The organism is Runella defluvii, from assembly GCF_014195535.1.
GTDB classification, from domain to species: Bacteria; Bacteroidota; Bacteroidia; order Cytophagales; family Spirosomataceae; genus Runella; species Runella defluvii.
Map to the genome: position 1 here is coordinate 154,636 of NZ_JACIBY010000006.1, position 15,986 is coordinate 170,621.

Here is a 15,986-nt window from a genome sequence, read left to right on the forward strand (position 1 = left end):
GACATTCTACACTCTCCACTCGACACTCTATTATCAGATTCTTGCAAGCTTCACTGGATACGTCTGTTTGGCATTCCACTGACAGATGTAGATATTTTCGTCGTTGTCGATACACACATCGTGGCAGTGCATCAAAATCCCGTCAACCGCAGCTTTGTCTTGCACCATCAATTGCAGTTGCCCGTTACGGTATTCGGGTTTGGTTCCTCCTGGATTTGAGATGACTTTGTCATTTTTATCCAAAATTGTCACAAAACCTGAGTTAGGAGTCTGGTTTAAATACCGCAAACGCGACCAACATACCCCTGCATACAATGTATCGCCATGAATTACGGGGCGACACACATAGGCTCCTGGCAAAAAGATGGTTGACAAGTATTTCCCATCTAATGTAAAGCGTTTGAAGGCATTGTGCGCGCGCGAAGTAATCAATAACGTCGGGTTCGATTTATTGCGGTAATCGACGGTGATTCCGTGAGCGGTCGAAAATTGTCCATCTTCGTCGCCCGAGCCACCAAATTTCCGAATAAACTCCCCTTTTGAAGTGTATTGCAAAATCCACTGCGAGCCATATCCGTCTGCCACGTAGATGTCGCCCGTTGGGCCAACGGCGGTTTCAGTAGGCAAAAACTTATCTTCGGGCTTGTAAGCCCCTACTTTGGATGGGTGTTCAATCGTCATCAAAACTTTCCCTTTCAAGTCGGTTTTGGTCACTTTTCCAGAGTTAGGATCACAGATAAACAAAAATTCTTCACCGTTGGCATTCCAGAGCGTAAGGCCGTGCCCGCCAGGGTATTCGTGCCCCCAGCTTTCTAGTAATTTACCCGAACGGTCATACACCAAAATATTATTTTTGGTCTCGTCCGTTACCATAATAAGCCTTCCTTTGCTGTCCATGACCATTTCATGGCAGTTTTTAACGGGAAATTGCGCGGCATCAAGTTTGCCCCAGCCTGCCTGAATTTTGTAGCGGTGGCTACCGTGGCCAACAATGTCACCGTCGGCGGCACTGGCCATAGAAGAAGTTGATAAAATCGAAGGAGCGAGCAGCGTAGTGGCTGTTGCTTTCATAAAATCGCGACGTGAGCTAGAAAGGTTCATGTGTGTAACGTCTCTTAAATAGTTATCAAAGGGTTTTGTCCTATAAGTGGTTTCGTTTTCGTTTTTACTAGGTCTTTTTCAAAGAGGTGTCGAATATCTATAAAAAACGAAAGGAAGCATTACCATAAAATCAAAAAACGACCTTCTCCGACTGAAACTCAGAAGAAGTGCGTATTTTTGCCTCAAAACTATTTCTTTTCTAATGCGTCTTGCATTTACAATCTGTACCCTAAGTCATTTAGCACTGGCCAAAACGATGGCCGATAGTTTGGTAAAATACAACCCCGACTACCGTGTGGTGATTGGCCTTTTTGACAAAATCAACGACCGTGATGTTTCGTCCGTCAGTGCGCATACAATCGTTGAAATTAATGAACAGCAAGTTCCCGATTTTCACAATCTTTTTAACCGATATACTGTTTTCGAGCTGAGTTGTTTGGCCAAACCTTTTATGGCTAGTTGGCTTTTCAAAACTTATCCCGACGTTGAAAAACTACTCTATTTTGATGCTGACATTCGCCTTTTTGGAGATGTTGCTCCCATCGAAAAAGACCTTGATAATCACAGCATTGTCATTACTCCACACGTGGTCACTCCCATCACTGGCGAGGGGGTTCCGCATCTGCGCAGTTTTTTGAATGCGGGCTTGTACAACGGTGGCTTTTTTGCGCTTCGCCGCTCCGAAGAAACCGCTCGTTTTTTAGCATGGTGGGAAGACCGCGTTTGGCACGAAGGCTATTTCAACTTTGCCGAAGGAATGAACTGCGACCAGCTATGGCTCAATTATGTTCCGTTGTTTTATCCCAATGCTCTCGTTAGTCAACATTTAGGTTATAATTTGGCTTACTGGAACATGCACGAGCGAAAAGTGTCACAGAAAAATGCTGGCTTTTGGGTAAACGACACCTTTCCTTTGGTATTTTTTCATTTTAGTGGCTATCGGCTTTCGAGTCCAGACAACTTGTCTGTTCACCAAGATAGGTTCTCTTTTAATGCTCGTCCCGACGTAAAACCGCTTTTTGACATATACCAAAAGGAACTAACAGCTAATAATGATGCTCATTTTAAAAGTTTACCAAACGCATATCATAAACCTTCGTATTTTTACCAAAAAAATAAAGCGCTTCGGAGAGTGCTCATTAATGGCTGCCGACGTTTGTTGCGTTTACTCGACGCCTAATTAAACTCTGTTCTAACCCTCGATATTCGACTTTATGCCCAGCCATCAACAGCTGATTTCGGTTGCAATGTGTACATACAACGGTGCAAGATTTGTAACGGAACAGCTGGAAAGCATTCAAAATCAGACTTTACTTCCCAACGAACTTGTCGTTTGTGATGATGGTTCGACGGACAACACCCTTGCCTTGGTCGAACAATTTGCAAAAAAAGCCCCCTTTCCCGTCCGTATTTTCCAAAACGAACATCAACTAGGCGTAACCAAAAACTTTGAAAAGGCATTGACCCATTGCCAAGGTAATCTTCTTTTTTTAGCCGATCAAGACGATTGTTGGACACCCGAAAAAGTAGCCCATTTATCAAAAGTCTTCAGTGAAAACCCTTCCGTAAATGTTGTTTTTTCGGATGCTCTTTTGGTAGATGAATATACTCATTCCCTCCAAAAGCACTTTTGGGAAGTTGTTCGCTTTGGCACCCCTCAACAGGAACAATGGAAACAGGGACGAAGTATCGAGGTATTGCTCGTCGGCAACCGCGTTGCGGGTTGTACGATGGCCGTACGCAAATCGTTCGTGGACATGATTTTACCCTTCCCTACCGATATTTCAGCGTTTTTACACGATACTTGGATGGCTTTCATCGCCTCTATCCTGAATCAAATTCAATTCATTCCAGAAGTCCTTATCCATTATCGGCAACACAATTCTCAGCAAGTAGGCACCCAACAGAAGAATGGCCAATCGGTTACGTTGAGCAATCGTTTTTCTCGCCCGCATAGCACTAAACTCGCTCCGCTTCAAAAACAAGCCGAAGAACTTCAGAAGGTGTATGCTCATTTGGCTCGAATCATTCCAGCTACGCATCCTAACCTGCAAGTGGTTGCCGCAAAATTGCATTTTCTCAACGTACGCGCCCATTTACCCGACAATCGTTTTCGACGAATTTGGCCGACGTTACAGCAATGGAAGAAAGGGAATTACCATCGTTTTGCCGACCAAGATGCGACTACGACGGGAATTCTTTTGACAGCGCTAGGAGACATATTGGAATAGAATGTATTTTTGTGATGAATCACATCATCAACCTTCTAACCAACCACCCATTGAAAAAACTTGTTTTACTCCTGCTTTTGGCTGGTAGTTCACTAGCTCAAACCCGCGAAGATTCGGTCATCATTCGCAAAATTTACAACGAAACACTCACCAACGGCCAAGGCTACGAATGGCTCCGCTACCTCTGTAAGCAAGTAGGCCCCCGCCTCAGTGGTTCCGAAGGGGCTAAAAAAGCGGTGGTTTATACCCAACAGCTTATGCAAAAGCAGGGGTTTGACCGCGTGTTTTTGCAGGATGTCAAAGTCCCTCATTGGGTACGCGGCAAAAAAGAAGAAGCGTACATTCACGTAGGTAAACAAAAAATTAGCGTTCCCATTGCTGCCCTCGGCGGGTCGATTGCGACTTCGGCGAAAGGCGTTGAAGCCGAAGTAATTGAAGTGAAAAGCTTTCAGCAATTACGGGAATTGGGCAAAGAAAAAGTCAAAGGAAAGATTGTCTTTTTTAATCGCCCGATGGATCCAACCAAACTCAACACGTTTGAAGCTTACGGAAGTGCGGTTGAACAACGCGCCAACGGAGCCAGCGAAGCGGGGAATTTGGGGGCTGTAGGTGCAATTGTCCGTTCTGTGAGTACTGTGCAAGACGATTTTCCGCACACGGGAAGTATGCGTTATGCCACAGGCGCTCCCCTTATTCCAACGGCGGCAATCAGCACAAATGCCGCTAACCTGCTCAGTGACAAGCTCAAAGAGAGCCCAACGCTGACGTTTTATTTCCGTCAAAATTGCGAAACGTTACCCGATGCTGACTCTCACAACGTGGTAGGTGAAATAAAAGGGAGTGAGTTTCCCGATGAAATTATCGTCGTAGGCGGCCATTTAGATTCGTGGGATTTGGCCGAAGGCGCCCACGACGACGGCGCAGGCTGCGTACAATCCATTGAAGTGCTGCGAGTATTGAAAGCCATTGGTTACAAGCCCAAACGCACGATTCGCGCGGTGATGTTTATGAACGAAGAAAATGGCCTACGCGGAGGAGTAAAATACGCGGATTTGGCCAAACAAAACAATGAAAAGCACATTGCGGCGGTAGAGTCTGACAACGGAGGCTTTACGCCAAAAGGTTTTGGGGTCGTAGGCCGTCCAGACCAAAAAGCTAAAATCCAAACGTGGAAAGAGTTGCTTGCGCCCTATAGTTTGCACGAAATTGGCCCAGGAGGCGGTGGCGCAGACATTGGTCCATTGGCACAATCAGGAACTGTATTATTTGGCTATAAACCTGATTCTCAGCGGTATTTTGATGTACACCACGCTCCCAACGATAACTTTGAAAACGTAAACAAACGCGAGCTAGACCTTGGTAGTGCTTCTATGGCAGCCATTATTTATTTATTGGATAAATACGGGATTTAGGCCAACACGGGCGTAATAATTTTGCCAGCGGTATCCGTTAAGCGAAAGTTACGCCCCTGAAACGGATACGTGAATTTTTCGTGGTTGAAACCCATTAAGTGCAAAATCGTCGCTTGCAGGTCGTGGACGTGCGTACGGTCTTTGACCCCAGCATACCCTAGCGGGTCGGTTTCTCCCATTGAAAACCCTTTTTTGACTCCACCGCCTGCCATCCATACCGTAAATGCTTCGAGGTGGTGGTCGCGCCCTGAATAGGGGAGCACTTGTCCGTCGCGGTTTTCTTGCATGGGTGTTCGGCCAAATTCACCTCCCCATACCACTAGCGTTTCATCCAATAATCCACGCATTTTTAAGTCTTTCAACAAGGCCGTTACTGCTTGGTCAGATGCCAAACATTTATTCCGAAGCCCTACTTCTACCGAACCGTCTTCGCTCGTACCGTGGGTGTCCCAGCCCCAGTCAAAAAGCTGAACAAAGCGTACGCCATTTTCGACTAATTTTCGGGCTAACAGGCAGTTCATCGCAAAAGACCCTTCGCCCGCTTGCACACCGTACATATCCAAAATATACCGCGGTTCTTTGCTGACATCCATTACTTCGGGTACCGACATTTGCATCCGAAACGCCATTTCGTACTGACTAATCCGGGTCAAAATTTCGGGGTCACGTACTTCCTCGTAGGTTTGTTTATTGATTTCGTTGATGGCTTCAATCGTCTGCTTACGAATGTCGCGGTTCATCCCTTGTGGGTCTGATACGTACAAAACAGGGTCGCCCCCCGTACGGCACTGCACTCCTTGATACACCGTTGGTAAAAAACCACTTCCCCATACTGATTTCCCCGCATCAGGCTGCTTTCCGCCCGACGCCAATACGATAAATCCTGGTAAATTTCGATTTTCTGAGCCTAAGCCATAGACCGTCCACGCCCCCAAGCTAGGACGCCCCAATCGCGCACTACCCGTGTGCATGAGCAACTGAGCGGGAGCGTGATTAAACTGGTCGGTGTACATGGCTTTCAAAAACGAGACATCATCAACCGCCGTTTGCAAATAGGGCAAATAATCCGAAACCCACGCCCCCGATTGTCCGTGCTGGGCAAACTGCCCTTTGGGTCCCAACATTTTAGGAACACCTTTGATAAAGGCAAATTTCTTTCCCTCTAAAAATTCAGCAGGGCAATCTTTTCCGTGGTACTTTTCTAGTTCTGGTTTATAATCAAACAATTCCAACTGCGAAGGTGCCCCCGCCATGTGAATATAAATCACCTGTTTTACTTTGGGGGCAAACTGAGGCATCCGAACGTTCATTGGGTCGGCAGATACCAGTGGAGCTGCGGCTATTTTCTCTTTTGAGCTATATCCACAGCTTCCAAGCAACGACCCTAAGCCTAGTCCACCTACACCCGCGCCGAGCGTTTGCAAGAAGTACCGACGCGTCTGACGTTCCAATTCTGCCTGTTGAAGTTCTTTCAATAACTTTTCCATGAACTAGGTGCTATACAATTCGTTGTAAAACTTCGCTTTTCTACTTAAAAAGAAAAAAAATCAGAAAATATACCCCTTACTTCTCGTGGTTAGTATCGCGCTATCGTTTTTTACAAATCCAACAAAAAAGGGCTCGAAACAAATTGCTTCAAGCCCTTTTCAATTATCTATTCAACTTATCTACAAAGCCCCTTCTTTGATGTCTTCTACCACCGTTGGGTCGAGCAACGTGGTGGTATCGCCTAAGTTTGACGTATCTCCTTCGGCAATTTTACGCAAAATACGGCGCATGATTTTACCCGAACGCGTCTTAGGCAATCCTCTCACAAACTGAATCTTGTCTGGTTTAGCAATAGGCCCAATGATGCGCGTTACGGTAGCCAAAATATCCCGACGAGACAAATCTTCATCATCAAGAACATTATCACAAATCACAAAGGCATAAATTCCTTGCCCTTTGATGTCGTGCGGATAACCAACCACGGCACTTTCGATGACGTCGGCGTGCATGTTGATAGCATTTTCTACTTCGGCCGTTCCGATACGGTGACCCGATACGTTCAATACATCATCCACCCGTCCTGTGATACGGTAATACCCATCCTCGTCACGCAAACATCCGTCTCCTGTAAAATAACGCCCAGGATACGTTGAGAAATATGTCTGACGGCAACGCTCGTGATCGCCCCAAGTCGTACGAATAATTGATGGCCACGGATACTTAATACACAAGTTACCACTCACGCCATTCCCTTCAATCTCAACGCCATTTTCGTCCACCAAGATTGGTTGTACGCCTGGCAATGGCAGCGTTGCATAAGTAGGTTTGGTTTTTGTTACCCCCGCAATCGGTGAAATCAAAATCCCCCCAGTTTCGGTCTGCCACCAGGTATCTACAATCGGACAACGGCCTTTTCCAATGTTTTCGTTGTACCAATTCCACGCTTCCTCATTGATAGGCTCCCCTACCGACCCCAACACTTTGAGTGAGCTCAGGTCTTTACCTTCAACATATTTTAAACCAAAACCCATCAACGAACGAATCGCGGTTGGAGCCGTGTATAAAATATCTACTTTGTGCTTATCAACAATGTCCCAAAAACGCCCAGCATCGGGGTACGTTGGCACTCCCTCAAACATCAAGGTAGTAGCACCACTCAATAAGGGGCCATAAACGATATAGCTATGTCCTGTAATCCAACCTACGTCGGCGGTACAAAAGTGAATTTGCCCTGATTCGTATTGGAAAACGTTCTGGAATGTATAAGCCGAATAGACCATATAACCACCCGTACTGTGAACCACCCCTTTGGGTTTACCCGTTGACCCTGAAGTATATAAGATAAATAAGGGATCTTCCGAATCCATGATTTCGGGAGGGCAGTCAGACGTCACTTGTTTCATTTCGCTTTCCCACCATACGTCACGTCCCTTAATCATCGAAATTGGTGTACGAGTATGCGTCAATACAATCACTTTTTCGACCGAACGACAACCTATCAAGGCATCATCCACGGTATCTTTCATTGGAATGTTTTTCGGGCCACGTGCCGCACCATCTGAGGTAATAATCACCTTACAATCAGAGTCATTAATACGATCGGTCAATGATTGTGCCGAGAAACCACCAAACACCACCGAGTGAATCGCCCCGATACGCGCACAAGCTAACATCGCAATCGCGGCCTCAGGTACCATTGGCAGATAAATACAAACACGGTCTCCTTTTTGAACACCATTGCGTTTCAATACGTTAGAAAAACGGCATACTTGGTCATGCAGCATTTTGTACGTAAGCGTCACACTTGGTTCGTGTGGGTCGTTAGGTTCCCAAATAATGGCTGGGTGATTTCCTAGTTCACGTAAGTGTCGGTCAAGTGCGTTTTCGGTAATATTTGTTTTACCATTCACAAACCATTTTACATCAGGGCCAGTGAAATTCCAGTCTAATACTTTCTTCCAAGGCTTATGCCACTTAAACTCCTGAGCCACTTCTGCCCAAAAACCTTCCGGGTCTTCTACACTATGCTGGTAAGCAGCCTGATACTCTTCAAATGTACGGATAAGCATGATTTCAAAGGTGTTTGATTGATTAAGGTTATTAAAAGGAAAGTCCGTTGCTGAATTGTGGGTATAAAAATAGCAAAACATTTTCCCGTTTAGGTGAAATTATTATCACAAAATTGCTAATTCAATATAGAAAGTGACAAAAATCATGCTTCAAACCTACCAAAAACGCCAGACTTGAGTCAAGTCTGGCGTCTGAAAAGATACCCACCGAACAATGCCTATTAAGCCTTATTCTCACTGATTTTCAACGATTTTTCTAGAAATTTTACCGTTAAAAAATTTTATTTATTCCTTCTGCACTAAGCTACATCCTATTTCTCCTTCCGAAGCTTTTGTACCGTTTCAACAGTCACATCAGCCAACGACGCAATTTTAGCATCATCAAAGTCTGTTTCCGATAGTAGGGTAGTTACAAAATGCAGTTTTTGGGTTTCTATGCCTTGTTCAATACCTCTTTCTACCCCCTTTTCAATACCTTTCTCTATGCCCTTTTTCTCCCCTTTAACCAAACCTCGCTTTTCTCCCAAGCGACGTTCGCGCTCCAACACAAATTCAACAATCCCCATCGTTTCTTTCGGTTTGTTTAACAATAACTCTATCGCTTCGTCAAATTTAACATCATTTTCCCGTTTTCCAAAACGTACGTAAAGCTTCAAAAAGCCCATCAATGCCTCTATCTTTCCCCGACTAAAACCCTTACTAACCAACCGTTTGAGCAATTCTACTTTTTGTTGCAAAAGCTCTTCTTCCGTTACTTTTCCCTTCTGCAATGCGACCAATACCGTTAAAACAATCATCGCAAAAAATCATCGAAAACATCCTCCAAAATTGCCTTCCACAAACTGTCGTCTCGTTTCATAAGCTCCAAACGCTTGTTCTATCCAAAAGACGAACAACACAACGCAAAGTCACCCTCTAACAAAAACGCCAGACTTAACTCAAGTCTGGCATCAATCAAATGTAAACTACTGCTAAATTAGCTAACATTGCCTTTCTCCTTCCGAAGCTTCTGTACCGTTTCAATAGTCACATCAGCCAACGACGCAATTTTAGCATCATCAAAGTCCGTTTCCGATAGCAGGGTAGTTACAAAATGCAGTTTTTGGGTTTCTATGCCTTTCTCAATTCCTCTTTCAACTCCCTTTTCGATACCTTTCTCTATACCTTTTTCAATGCCTTTCTCTATACCCTTTTTCTCCCCTTTGGCTAAACCTCGCTTTTCTCCCAAGCGACGTTCGCGCTCCAACACAAATTCAACAATCCCCATCGTTTCTTTCGGTTTGTTTAACAATAACTCTATCGCTTCGTCAAATTTAACATCATTTTCCCGTTTTCCAAAACGTACATACAGCTTCAAAAAGCCCATCAATGCCTCTATCTTTCCCCGACTAAATCCCTTACTAACCAACCGTTTGAGCAATTCTACTTTTTGTTGCAAAAGCTCTTCTTCCGTTACTTTTCCCTTCTGCAATGCGACCAATACCGTCAATACAATCATCGCAAAAGGATTCGTACTCGCCGCTAAAGCTTCAGCATCTTGTTCAAAAACTTTGTACACATTGAACTTATAATCAATACTCGTTCCCAAATAAACTTGGGAAAACTTCTCAGGCTTAAATCGTCGATTGCGGTCCGTCAAAATCGCAAAAGCAGTAATCGGCCTCTGATACCGATCATAAATGCGGTAAAAATATTGAAACATACGGTGTGAAAACGCTTTGTCGGTGCTCCCTTGAACCTCTATGTGAACCAAAATCCACTGCTCTTCACCTACTTTCGTGAACACTTTCACCAGTTTATCAACATATCTAGGAGAAAAATCATCACGTTCAACCAACAAAATCTGCTCCAATTCTTTGTCCAAAAACTCAAATGGTCGTGAAAAATCGAATAATTCTTCCGCATTGGGAATGAAAAATCGTAAAAAATCGTCGAAAACATCCTCCAAAATTGCCTTCCACAAACTGTCGTCTCGTTTCATAAGCTCCAAACGCTTGTTCTATCCAAAAGACGAACAACACGACGCAAAGTCACCCTCTAACAAAAACGCCAGACTTGACTCAAGTCTGGCGTTCGAAAACTAACCTAACATTATGATGGTACTATCAATTCATATTCTCTGATTTTCAAAAGCTTGCCCAACTGCTCTACGTTGTAGCGTTTGAGCAATTTCCTCCAAAATAACAGGGTCGTCTATCGTTGATGGCACGGTGTAAGATTCTCCATCGGCAATTTGGCGAATCGTTTTTCGCAAAATTTTTCCTGAACGCGTTTTTGGCAAACGCTTCACCAAAATAGCCGTTCGAAAAAACGCCACTGCCCCAATCTGATCACGCACAATACCCACCAACTCCGATTCCAACGCCGTTTCGTCAATACCAATACCGTCTTTTAAAACCACAAAACCAACAGGACGCTGCCCACGAAGTTCGTCGGCGATTCCGACCACGGCACATTCGGCCACGGCAGGATGCGACGCCACAAACTCTTCCATTTCTCCCGTCGAAAGGCGATGCCCCGCAACGTTGATGACATCGTCCACGCGTCCCATGATAAACACGTAACCATCTTCATCGACATAGCCCCCGTCGCCCGACAGATAATACCCTGCAAATTTTTTGAGGTACGAACTTTTAAAACGAGCGTCGTCGTTCCAAAGCGTGGGCGTAAATCCAGGAGGAAGCGGCAATTTCAAACACACATAGCCTTCATGGTTGGCTTCCAGTTCCTGCCCATTTTCTCCCACAATTTTAAGATTATACCCACACACAGGCTTGGTCGCCGAACCTGCTTTGACAGGAAAAGCTTCTAATCCCATCATATTAGCCACCATCGGCCAGCCTGACTCGGTTTGCCACCAGTGGTCGGTGATGGGAAGTTGGGCTATTTTTTGGAGCCATTCCAACGTTGGGGGGTCACAACGCTCGCCTGCCACAAAAATATTTTGCAAACTTGATGTATCGTACTTGTCCTTCAACAACGCCTCAGGGTCTTCTTTTTTTATTGCCCGAAACGCCGTTGGAGCCGTAAAAAACGTCTTTACTTGGTGGTCAGCAATCACCCGCCAAAACGTACCTGCATCAGGCGTCCGTACGGGTTTCCCTTCAAACAAAATAGTTGTACAACCCGCAATCAACGGCCCGTACAAAATATAGCTGTGCCCTACTACCCAGCCAAAATCGGAGGCGGCCCAAAAAACATCTCCTGCGTGGGCATCATAAACGTGGTGCATACTAAATTTAAGTGCCACTGCGTGCCCACCATTGTCGCGCACGACACCTTTGGGTTTTCCTGTCGTTCCTGAAGTATATAAAATGTACAGTGGATGAGTTGCGTCCACGGGCACACATTCGGTCGGGTCGGCTTTTGCGACGGCGTCCTCATAATCCACATCACGCCCTTCTAGCATTGGGGCGTGACACATCGAACGCTGGTAAATTAGGCAATGTTTCGGCTTGAAAGCGGCCAATTCGATGGCTTCGTCCAACAGCGGTTTGTAAGGCAATACGCGGTCAAACTCAATTCCACACGAAGCCGAAATCACAACTTTAGGTTCGGCATCTTCTATACGTATGGCCAACTCATGTGGTGCAAAACCTCCAAAAACAACCGAATGCACCGCTCCCAAACGGGCACAAGCCAGCATGGCAAAGGCCGTTTCAGGAATCATGGGCATATAAATCACCACTCGGTCGCCCTTTTCAACCCCCAATGCCCGCAATGCCCCTGCACATTTGGCCACTTTGTGTTGTAACTCAGCAAATGTGTATTTCTGGATGGTATTTGTGACAGGAGAGTCATAAATCATCGCTACTTGCGCTCCTCGCCCATGCTGAACGTGGTAGTCTATCGCTAAATAGCACGTATTGAGCTGTCCCCCAGCATACCAGCGGTCAAGCCCGTTGGCGTCTTTTCCAAGCACGGTTTCGGGTTTCTTGAACCACGCAATTTGCTCAGCTTGCTCGGCCCAAAAGGTTTCGGGATTGGCTAAACTCGCTTCAAAAAGGGAAGTATAGTTTGTTGATTGTGTATTGCTAGACATGGCAAAGGCAATTGAAAGGGTGAAATTGAGACAACCTTAGTGGCTTCCTTCGAGGGAAGCTCCGTCCATACCACCGTTCAAAAGCCAGTAAATACCATAAATAAATACTAGCACTACAACCGCAATGATTACCTTGGTAACAATACCTGATGACGACTTACTTTCTTCCATGACGAATAAGATTAAAGTTTGGGATAACTGAATTTTCATCCAAAAGTAATCTAAAATATTCGAGGAATAGTAATATTTTTCGCTAAGTTGGTATAGCTACTATTTTACAATATAACGTCCTGATTTTTAGGCTGCTGCTTCCGAAATATCCCGTATCAATCCGTTTACTTTGGCCATCAAATCGCGGGTAGAAAATGGCTTCGGAACGTACAAGCTTGCTCCTAACTCTAGCCCTTTGGCCATATCGGCTTCTTTGCTTTTTGCGCTCATAAACACCACTTTAGCATGTTTATAAGCATCGTGTTTTTTAATAAATTCGCAGACTTGGTACCCATCTACCCTGGGCATCATAATATCAAGTAGTACAATATCAGGGATGTTCGCCTCGATGATGTCAAATGCCTCGGCACCGTCGCGAGCAATAAACACTTTATGTCCTTCTTTTTTCATCAAAAACTCCAAAGACATTAAGATGTTAGGCTCATCATCAACAATCAAAATTTTCATGCCCGTCATTTTATTTTTAGTTTTTACCCAGTGGGATTTCGCACGTAAATACACTTCCTTTACCTAGCTCGCTTTCTACCTTGATAGTTCCTTGGTGCAGTTCTATGATTTTCTTACAGATAGCTAGTCCAAGTCCGCTGCCTTTTGGTTTTCGCACCGATTGGTCGCGAGTTTGGTAAAATTTTTCAAATATAAGCTCTTGATATTTATTATCTATGCCTTGGCCATTATCTGATATGCTAAATGATAGAGATGCTTCGGTTTGAAGGGTATTGATTTGAATTTTTCCCGTATCAGCGGGGCAAAACTTAATCGCATTTGATACCAAATTGATAATCACCTGAATAAGTCGGTCGCGGTCGGCGCGGATAGGGCCGTAAATACCTTCGTAAGCTACGTCAATTTTGATGTTTTTTTCTTTCGCCAGTTGGTCGAGCGCTTCCAAGGATTCTTCCACAATGTCTTCCATCAAAAATTCGTCGATGTCCAACTCTTGTTTTCCAGTTTCAAAACGTTCAAGGGCCAACACTTGGTTAATGAGTCGGGTCAAACGTTCGGATTCTTTGGTAATGGTATTGACAAAATGCGACCGTTGGTCTTCTTCCATATCGGGATTATCGTGTACAATTTCCGACAAAGCTCGTATCGACGTCAATGGCGTACGTATTTCGTGCGTGACCGTTGACAAAAAGTCATCTTTTTGAATATCAGCAATTTGCAACAGTTCATTGGCTTGTTTTAGCTGCTGCGTCAGTTGTTCTAATTCTTCCGACTTTCGCGTTAATTCTTCATTCACCGTCTTCAACTCTTGCGATGTTTTCAGAATATCAATCACTTCTTCGACGCTGATTTGCTCTTCTTTTGCCACCGACGACACCAAAATACGCGCCGAAGCGGCACCAATGGCTCCGCCCAGCATCTTTTCGGCATAGTTTACCACTTGGGAGTCGGCGTACCTCGTATTCAAATCCAGCTTATTCTGTTTGGCGTACAACTGCAGCGTTTCTTCCGTATGGCTTTTCCCAAAGAAAATGGTCAACAGGGACTTAATATCCGTCACCAGCGCTTTCCCCTTCCAAGCTACCGCACTTTCGTAGGTTTTTGAGTATTTAAAAACATCCACGAACAATACCGCTTGGTTGTGTTCCAACGCCGTAGGCTGCGACAACAACGACCCTCCCACGTAAAAAAGCAAGTTCAACAACAACGACCAAAACGTTCCGTGAGAAATATTATCGAGTCCCGTTACTCCCAGCAACGATTCAGGCCGTAACAAATCCATCCCCCAAGGGCCTTTACTGAGCATATCGGACGACATGTACCCCGCCGACACCATCGACGGAATAATCAGGGTATAAAACCAAACGCCTCCTCCAACCAAAAGTCCGCCCACGGCTCCCGCTAACGACCCACGTTTCCAAAAAATTCCACCTAGTACCACAGGCGCAAACTGCGCTACCGCCGCAAACGACACCATCCCGACCGACACCAAACTGTATTTATCGCTGACGTTTTTATAGTATAAATAAGACCCTGCCATCAGCAGGACAATAAACAAACGCCGCAACGTAATGACGACCTGCCCCATGTCTCCGCCAAAACGCCGCTGAAAATCGGTGCGACTGACCAGCCAAGGCATAACCAAGTTGTTGGTCAACATCACCGTCAAGGCCGTGCATTCCACAATAATCATACTCGTAGAAGCCGCAAACCCTCCCAAATAAGCCACAAAAGCCAGTGCTTTTTCGTTAAAATGCAAAGGTATCGACAACACAAATTGGTCGGCTTTCACGGCTGTACCCAACAAAATTTTCCCTCCCAACGCAATCGGAACGACGAAAATGTTGATAACCAATAAGTAAAGTGGAAAAATCCAGAGCGCTTTACGAAGGTGATTTTCGTTTACATTCTCCACCACCGTTACCTGAAATTGCCTTGGCAAAAACATAATGGCCAAAGAAGCCAATAAGCAATACCAAAACCAATCGCTTGTTTTTTCTTCTTTGATGGTAAATATCCGCTGTAAATCAACGAGTTTCGATGCTTTCTGAACAATATCATCGAATCCATCAAAGACGATGAATGTCACAAAAACACCCACGGCCAAAAAGGCAAATAGCTTAAACAACGATTCAAATGCAATGGCGGCCACCATTCCTTCGTGGCGTTCGTTGGCATCGAGTTTGCGCGCCCCAAATAGAATGGTAAAAATCGTCAGGACGATTGAGATATAGAAGGCTTTATCCAGCCAAAGCGAATTGCCTGCGTCGTTGGCCGTGGTCAAAATACCAAACCCGCTAGAGATTGCTTTGAGTTGAATCGAGATGTAGGGAATCGTCCCAACAACGCACAAAATCGTCGCAATGACGCCCAACGCTTGGCTTTTTCCGTAACGTGCCGACACAAAATCGGCGATATTGGTAATGCGCTGAACTTGACAAATACGGATGATTTTCCGAAAAATAACCCACCAAAGCGGCATCGTAATGGTAGGCCCAATAAAAACGGCAATAAAATCCACTCCCGACTCTGCTGCCCGCCCGACGCTCCCGTAAAACGTCCATGCCGTACAATAAACCGCCAGTGACAACGCATACACGTACGAATTACTGACCAAACTCCGCCCTTTGGCCGAGCGCTGTTCGGCCCAGTTGGCCACAAAAAACAAGACCAACAAGTACGATATAGACCAGAAAATCAACCAAAAGCTATTCATCAGAATGGTGGTTGTTGGTATTATTAACAATCAAAAAAGTGACAACAATAATCAAAAACCAGATTCCAAAAATCCCCATGTACAACACAGGCGTGCGCCACTTGAAACTCAAGCGGTTGAAAATGCTCAAAATGGGGTTGTTGTACAACGCCCAAGCCAGTAAACTCAAAGCCACCAAGGCCAATTCTCGCGTTTTTGACATATAATTAAGCATGTGAAAAATGGCTGCCGAGGGTTTCTAACACGCTC

The 15,986-nt window shown here is 45.0% G+C and carries 13 protein-coding genes; 3 read left to right on the forward strand and 10 right to left on the reverse strand.

The window, feature by feature from the left end; all coding sequences use genetic code 11:
- Window positions 1–33: 33 nt before the first annotated feature.
- Window positions 34–1,101 (reverse strand): NHL repeat-containing protein, encoded by a 1,068-nt coding sequence (locus FHS57_RS15650; protein ID WP_183975227.1) that lies wholly within the window; start codon window positions 1,099–1,101, stop codon window positions 34–36.
- A gap of 202 nt (window positions 1,102–1,303) precedes the next feature.
- Between FHS57_RS15650 and FHS57_RS15655 the strand changes: the two genes are divergently transcribed.
- Genes FHS57_RS15655 through FHS57_RS15665 form a run of 3 tightly spaced genes read left to right on the forward strand, consistent with a single transcriptional unit; the run spans window position 1,304 to window position 4,744 of the window.
- Window positions 1,304–2,281 (forward strand): glycosyltransferase family protein, encoded by a 978-nt coding sequence (locus tag FHS57_RS15655; protein ID WP_183975229.1) that lies wholly within the window; start codon window positions 1,304–1,306, stop codon window positions 2,279–2,281.
- Window positions 2,282–2,315: 34 nt separating this feature from the next.
- A complete protein-coding gene (locus FHS57_RS15660; protein WP_183975231.1) occupies window positions 2,316–3,332 on the forward strand; it encodes a glycosyltransferase family 2 protein in 1,017 nt (338 codons plus the stop codon).
- Window positions 3,333–3,346: 14 nt separating this feature from the next.
- Window positions 3,347–4,744: a M28 family peptidase gene (locus tag FHS57_RS15665; RefSeq protein ID WP_183975232.1), complete on the forward strand. Its 1,398-nt coding sequence runs from the start codon at window positions 3,347–3,349 to the stop codon at window positions 4,742–4,744.
- On the opposite strand, the gene FHS57_RS15670 is transcribed toward FHS57_RS15665, so the two are convergent.
- The 9 genes from FHS57_RS15670 to FHS57_RS15705 form a co-directional block, all read right to left on the reverse strand.
- On the reverse strand, window positions 4,741–6,231 hold the full coding sequence (locus tag FHS57_RS15670) for a DUF1501 domain-containing protein (protein ID WP_183975234.1): 1,491 nt from the start codon (window positions 6,229–6,231) through the stop codon (window positions 4,741–4,743). The two genes, FHS57_RS15665 and FHS57_RS15670, sit on opposite strands and share 4 nt — an antisense overlap.
- A 180-nt stretch (window positions 6,232–6,411) precedes the next feature.
- Window positions 6,412–8,301, reverse strand: coding sequence for an acetate--CoA ligase (gene acs, locus FHS57_RS15675; protein ID WP_183975235.1), 1,890 nt, complete (start codon window positions 8,299–8,301; stop codon window positions 6,412–6,414).
- 311 nt (window positions 8,302–8,612) lie between these two features.
- Complete coding sequence (locus tag FHS57_RS15680) at window positions 8,613–9,098, reverse strand: hypothetical protein (RefSeq protein ID WP_183975237.1); 486 nt, start codon at window positions 9,096–9,098, stop codon at window positions 8,613–8,615.
- A 179-nt stretch (window positions 9,099–9,277) separates the two neighbouring features.
- A complete protein-coding gene (locus FHS57_RS15685; RefSeq protein WP_183975239.1) occupies window positions 9,278–10,282 on the reverse strand; it encodes an Rpn family recombination-promoting nuclease/putative transposase in 1,005 nt (334 codons plus the stop codon).
- A gap of 129 nt (window positions 10,283–10,411) precedes the next feature.
- On the reverse strand, window positions 10,412–12,355 hold the full coding sequence (locus FHS57_RS15690; RefSeq protein ID WP_310587002.1) for a propionyl-CoA synthetase: 1,944 nt from the start codon (window positions 12,353–12,355) through the stop codon (window positions 10,412–10,414).
- Window positions 12,356–12,379: 24 nt separating this feature from the next.
- The gene (locus tag FHS57_RS31985) at window positions 12,380–12,514 is read right to left on the reverse strand and encodes a hypothetical protein (RefSeq protein ID WP_255417943.1); all 135 of its coding nucleotides are present in this window, start codon (window positions 12,512–12,514) and stop codon (window positions 12,380–12,382) included.
- A 126-nt stretch (window positions 12,515–12,640) separates the two neighbouring features.
- Window positions 12,641–13,021, reverse strand: coding sequence for a response regulator transcription factor (locus tag FHS57_RS15695; RefSeq protein WP_183975243.1), 381 nt, complete (start codon window positions 13,019–13,021; stop codon window positions 12,641–12,643).
- Between the two features lie 16 nt (window positions 13,022–13,037).
- Window positions 13,038–15,737, reverse strand: a complete 2,700-nt coding sequence (locus FHS57_RS15700; RefSeq protein ID WP_183975245.1) for a sensor histidine kinase — start codon at window positions 15,735–15,737, stop codon at window positions 13,038–13,040.
- Entirely contained in the window at window positions 15,730–15,939 is a 210-nt protein-coding gene (locus FHS57_RS15705; protein WP_122933860.1) for a hypothetical protein, read from the reverse strand. Before FHS57_RS15705 ends, FHS57_RS15700 begins: the two co-directional genes overlap by 8 nt.
- Window positions 15,940–15,986 lie beyond the last annotated feature (47 nt).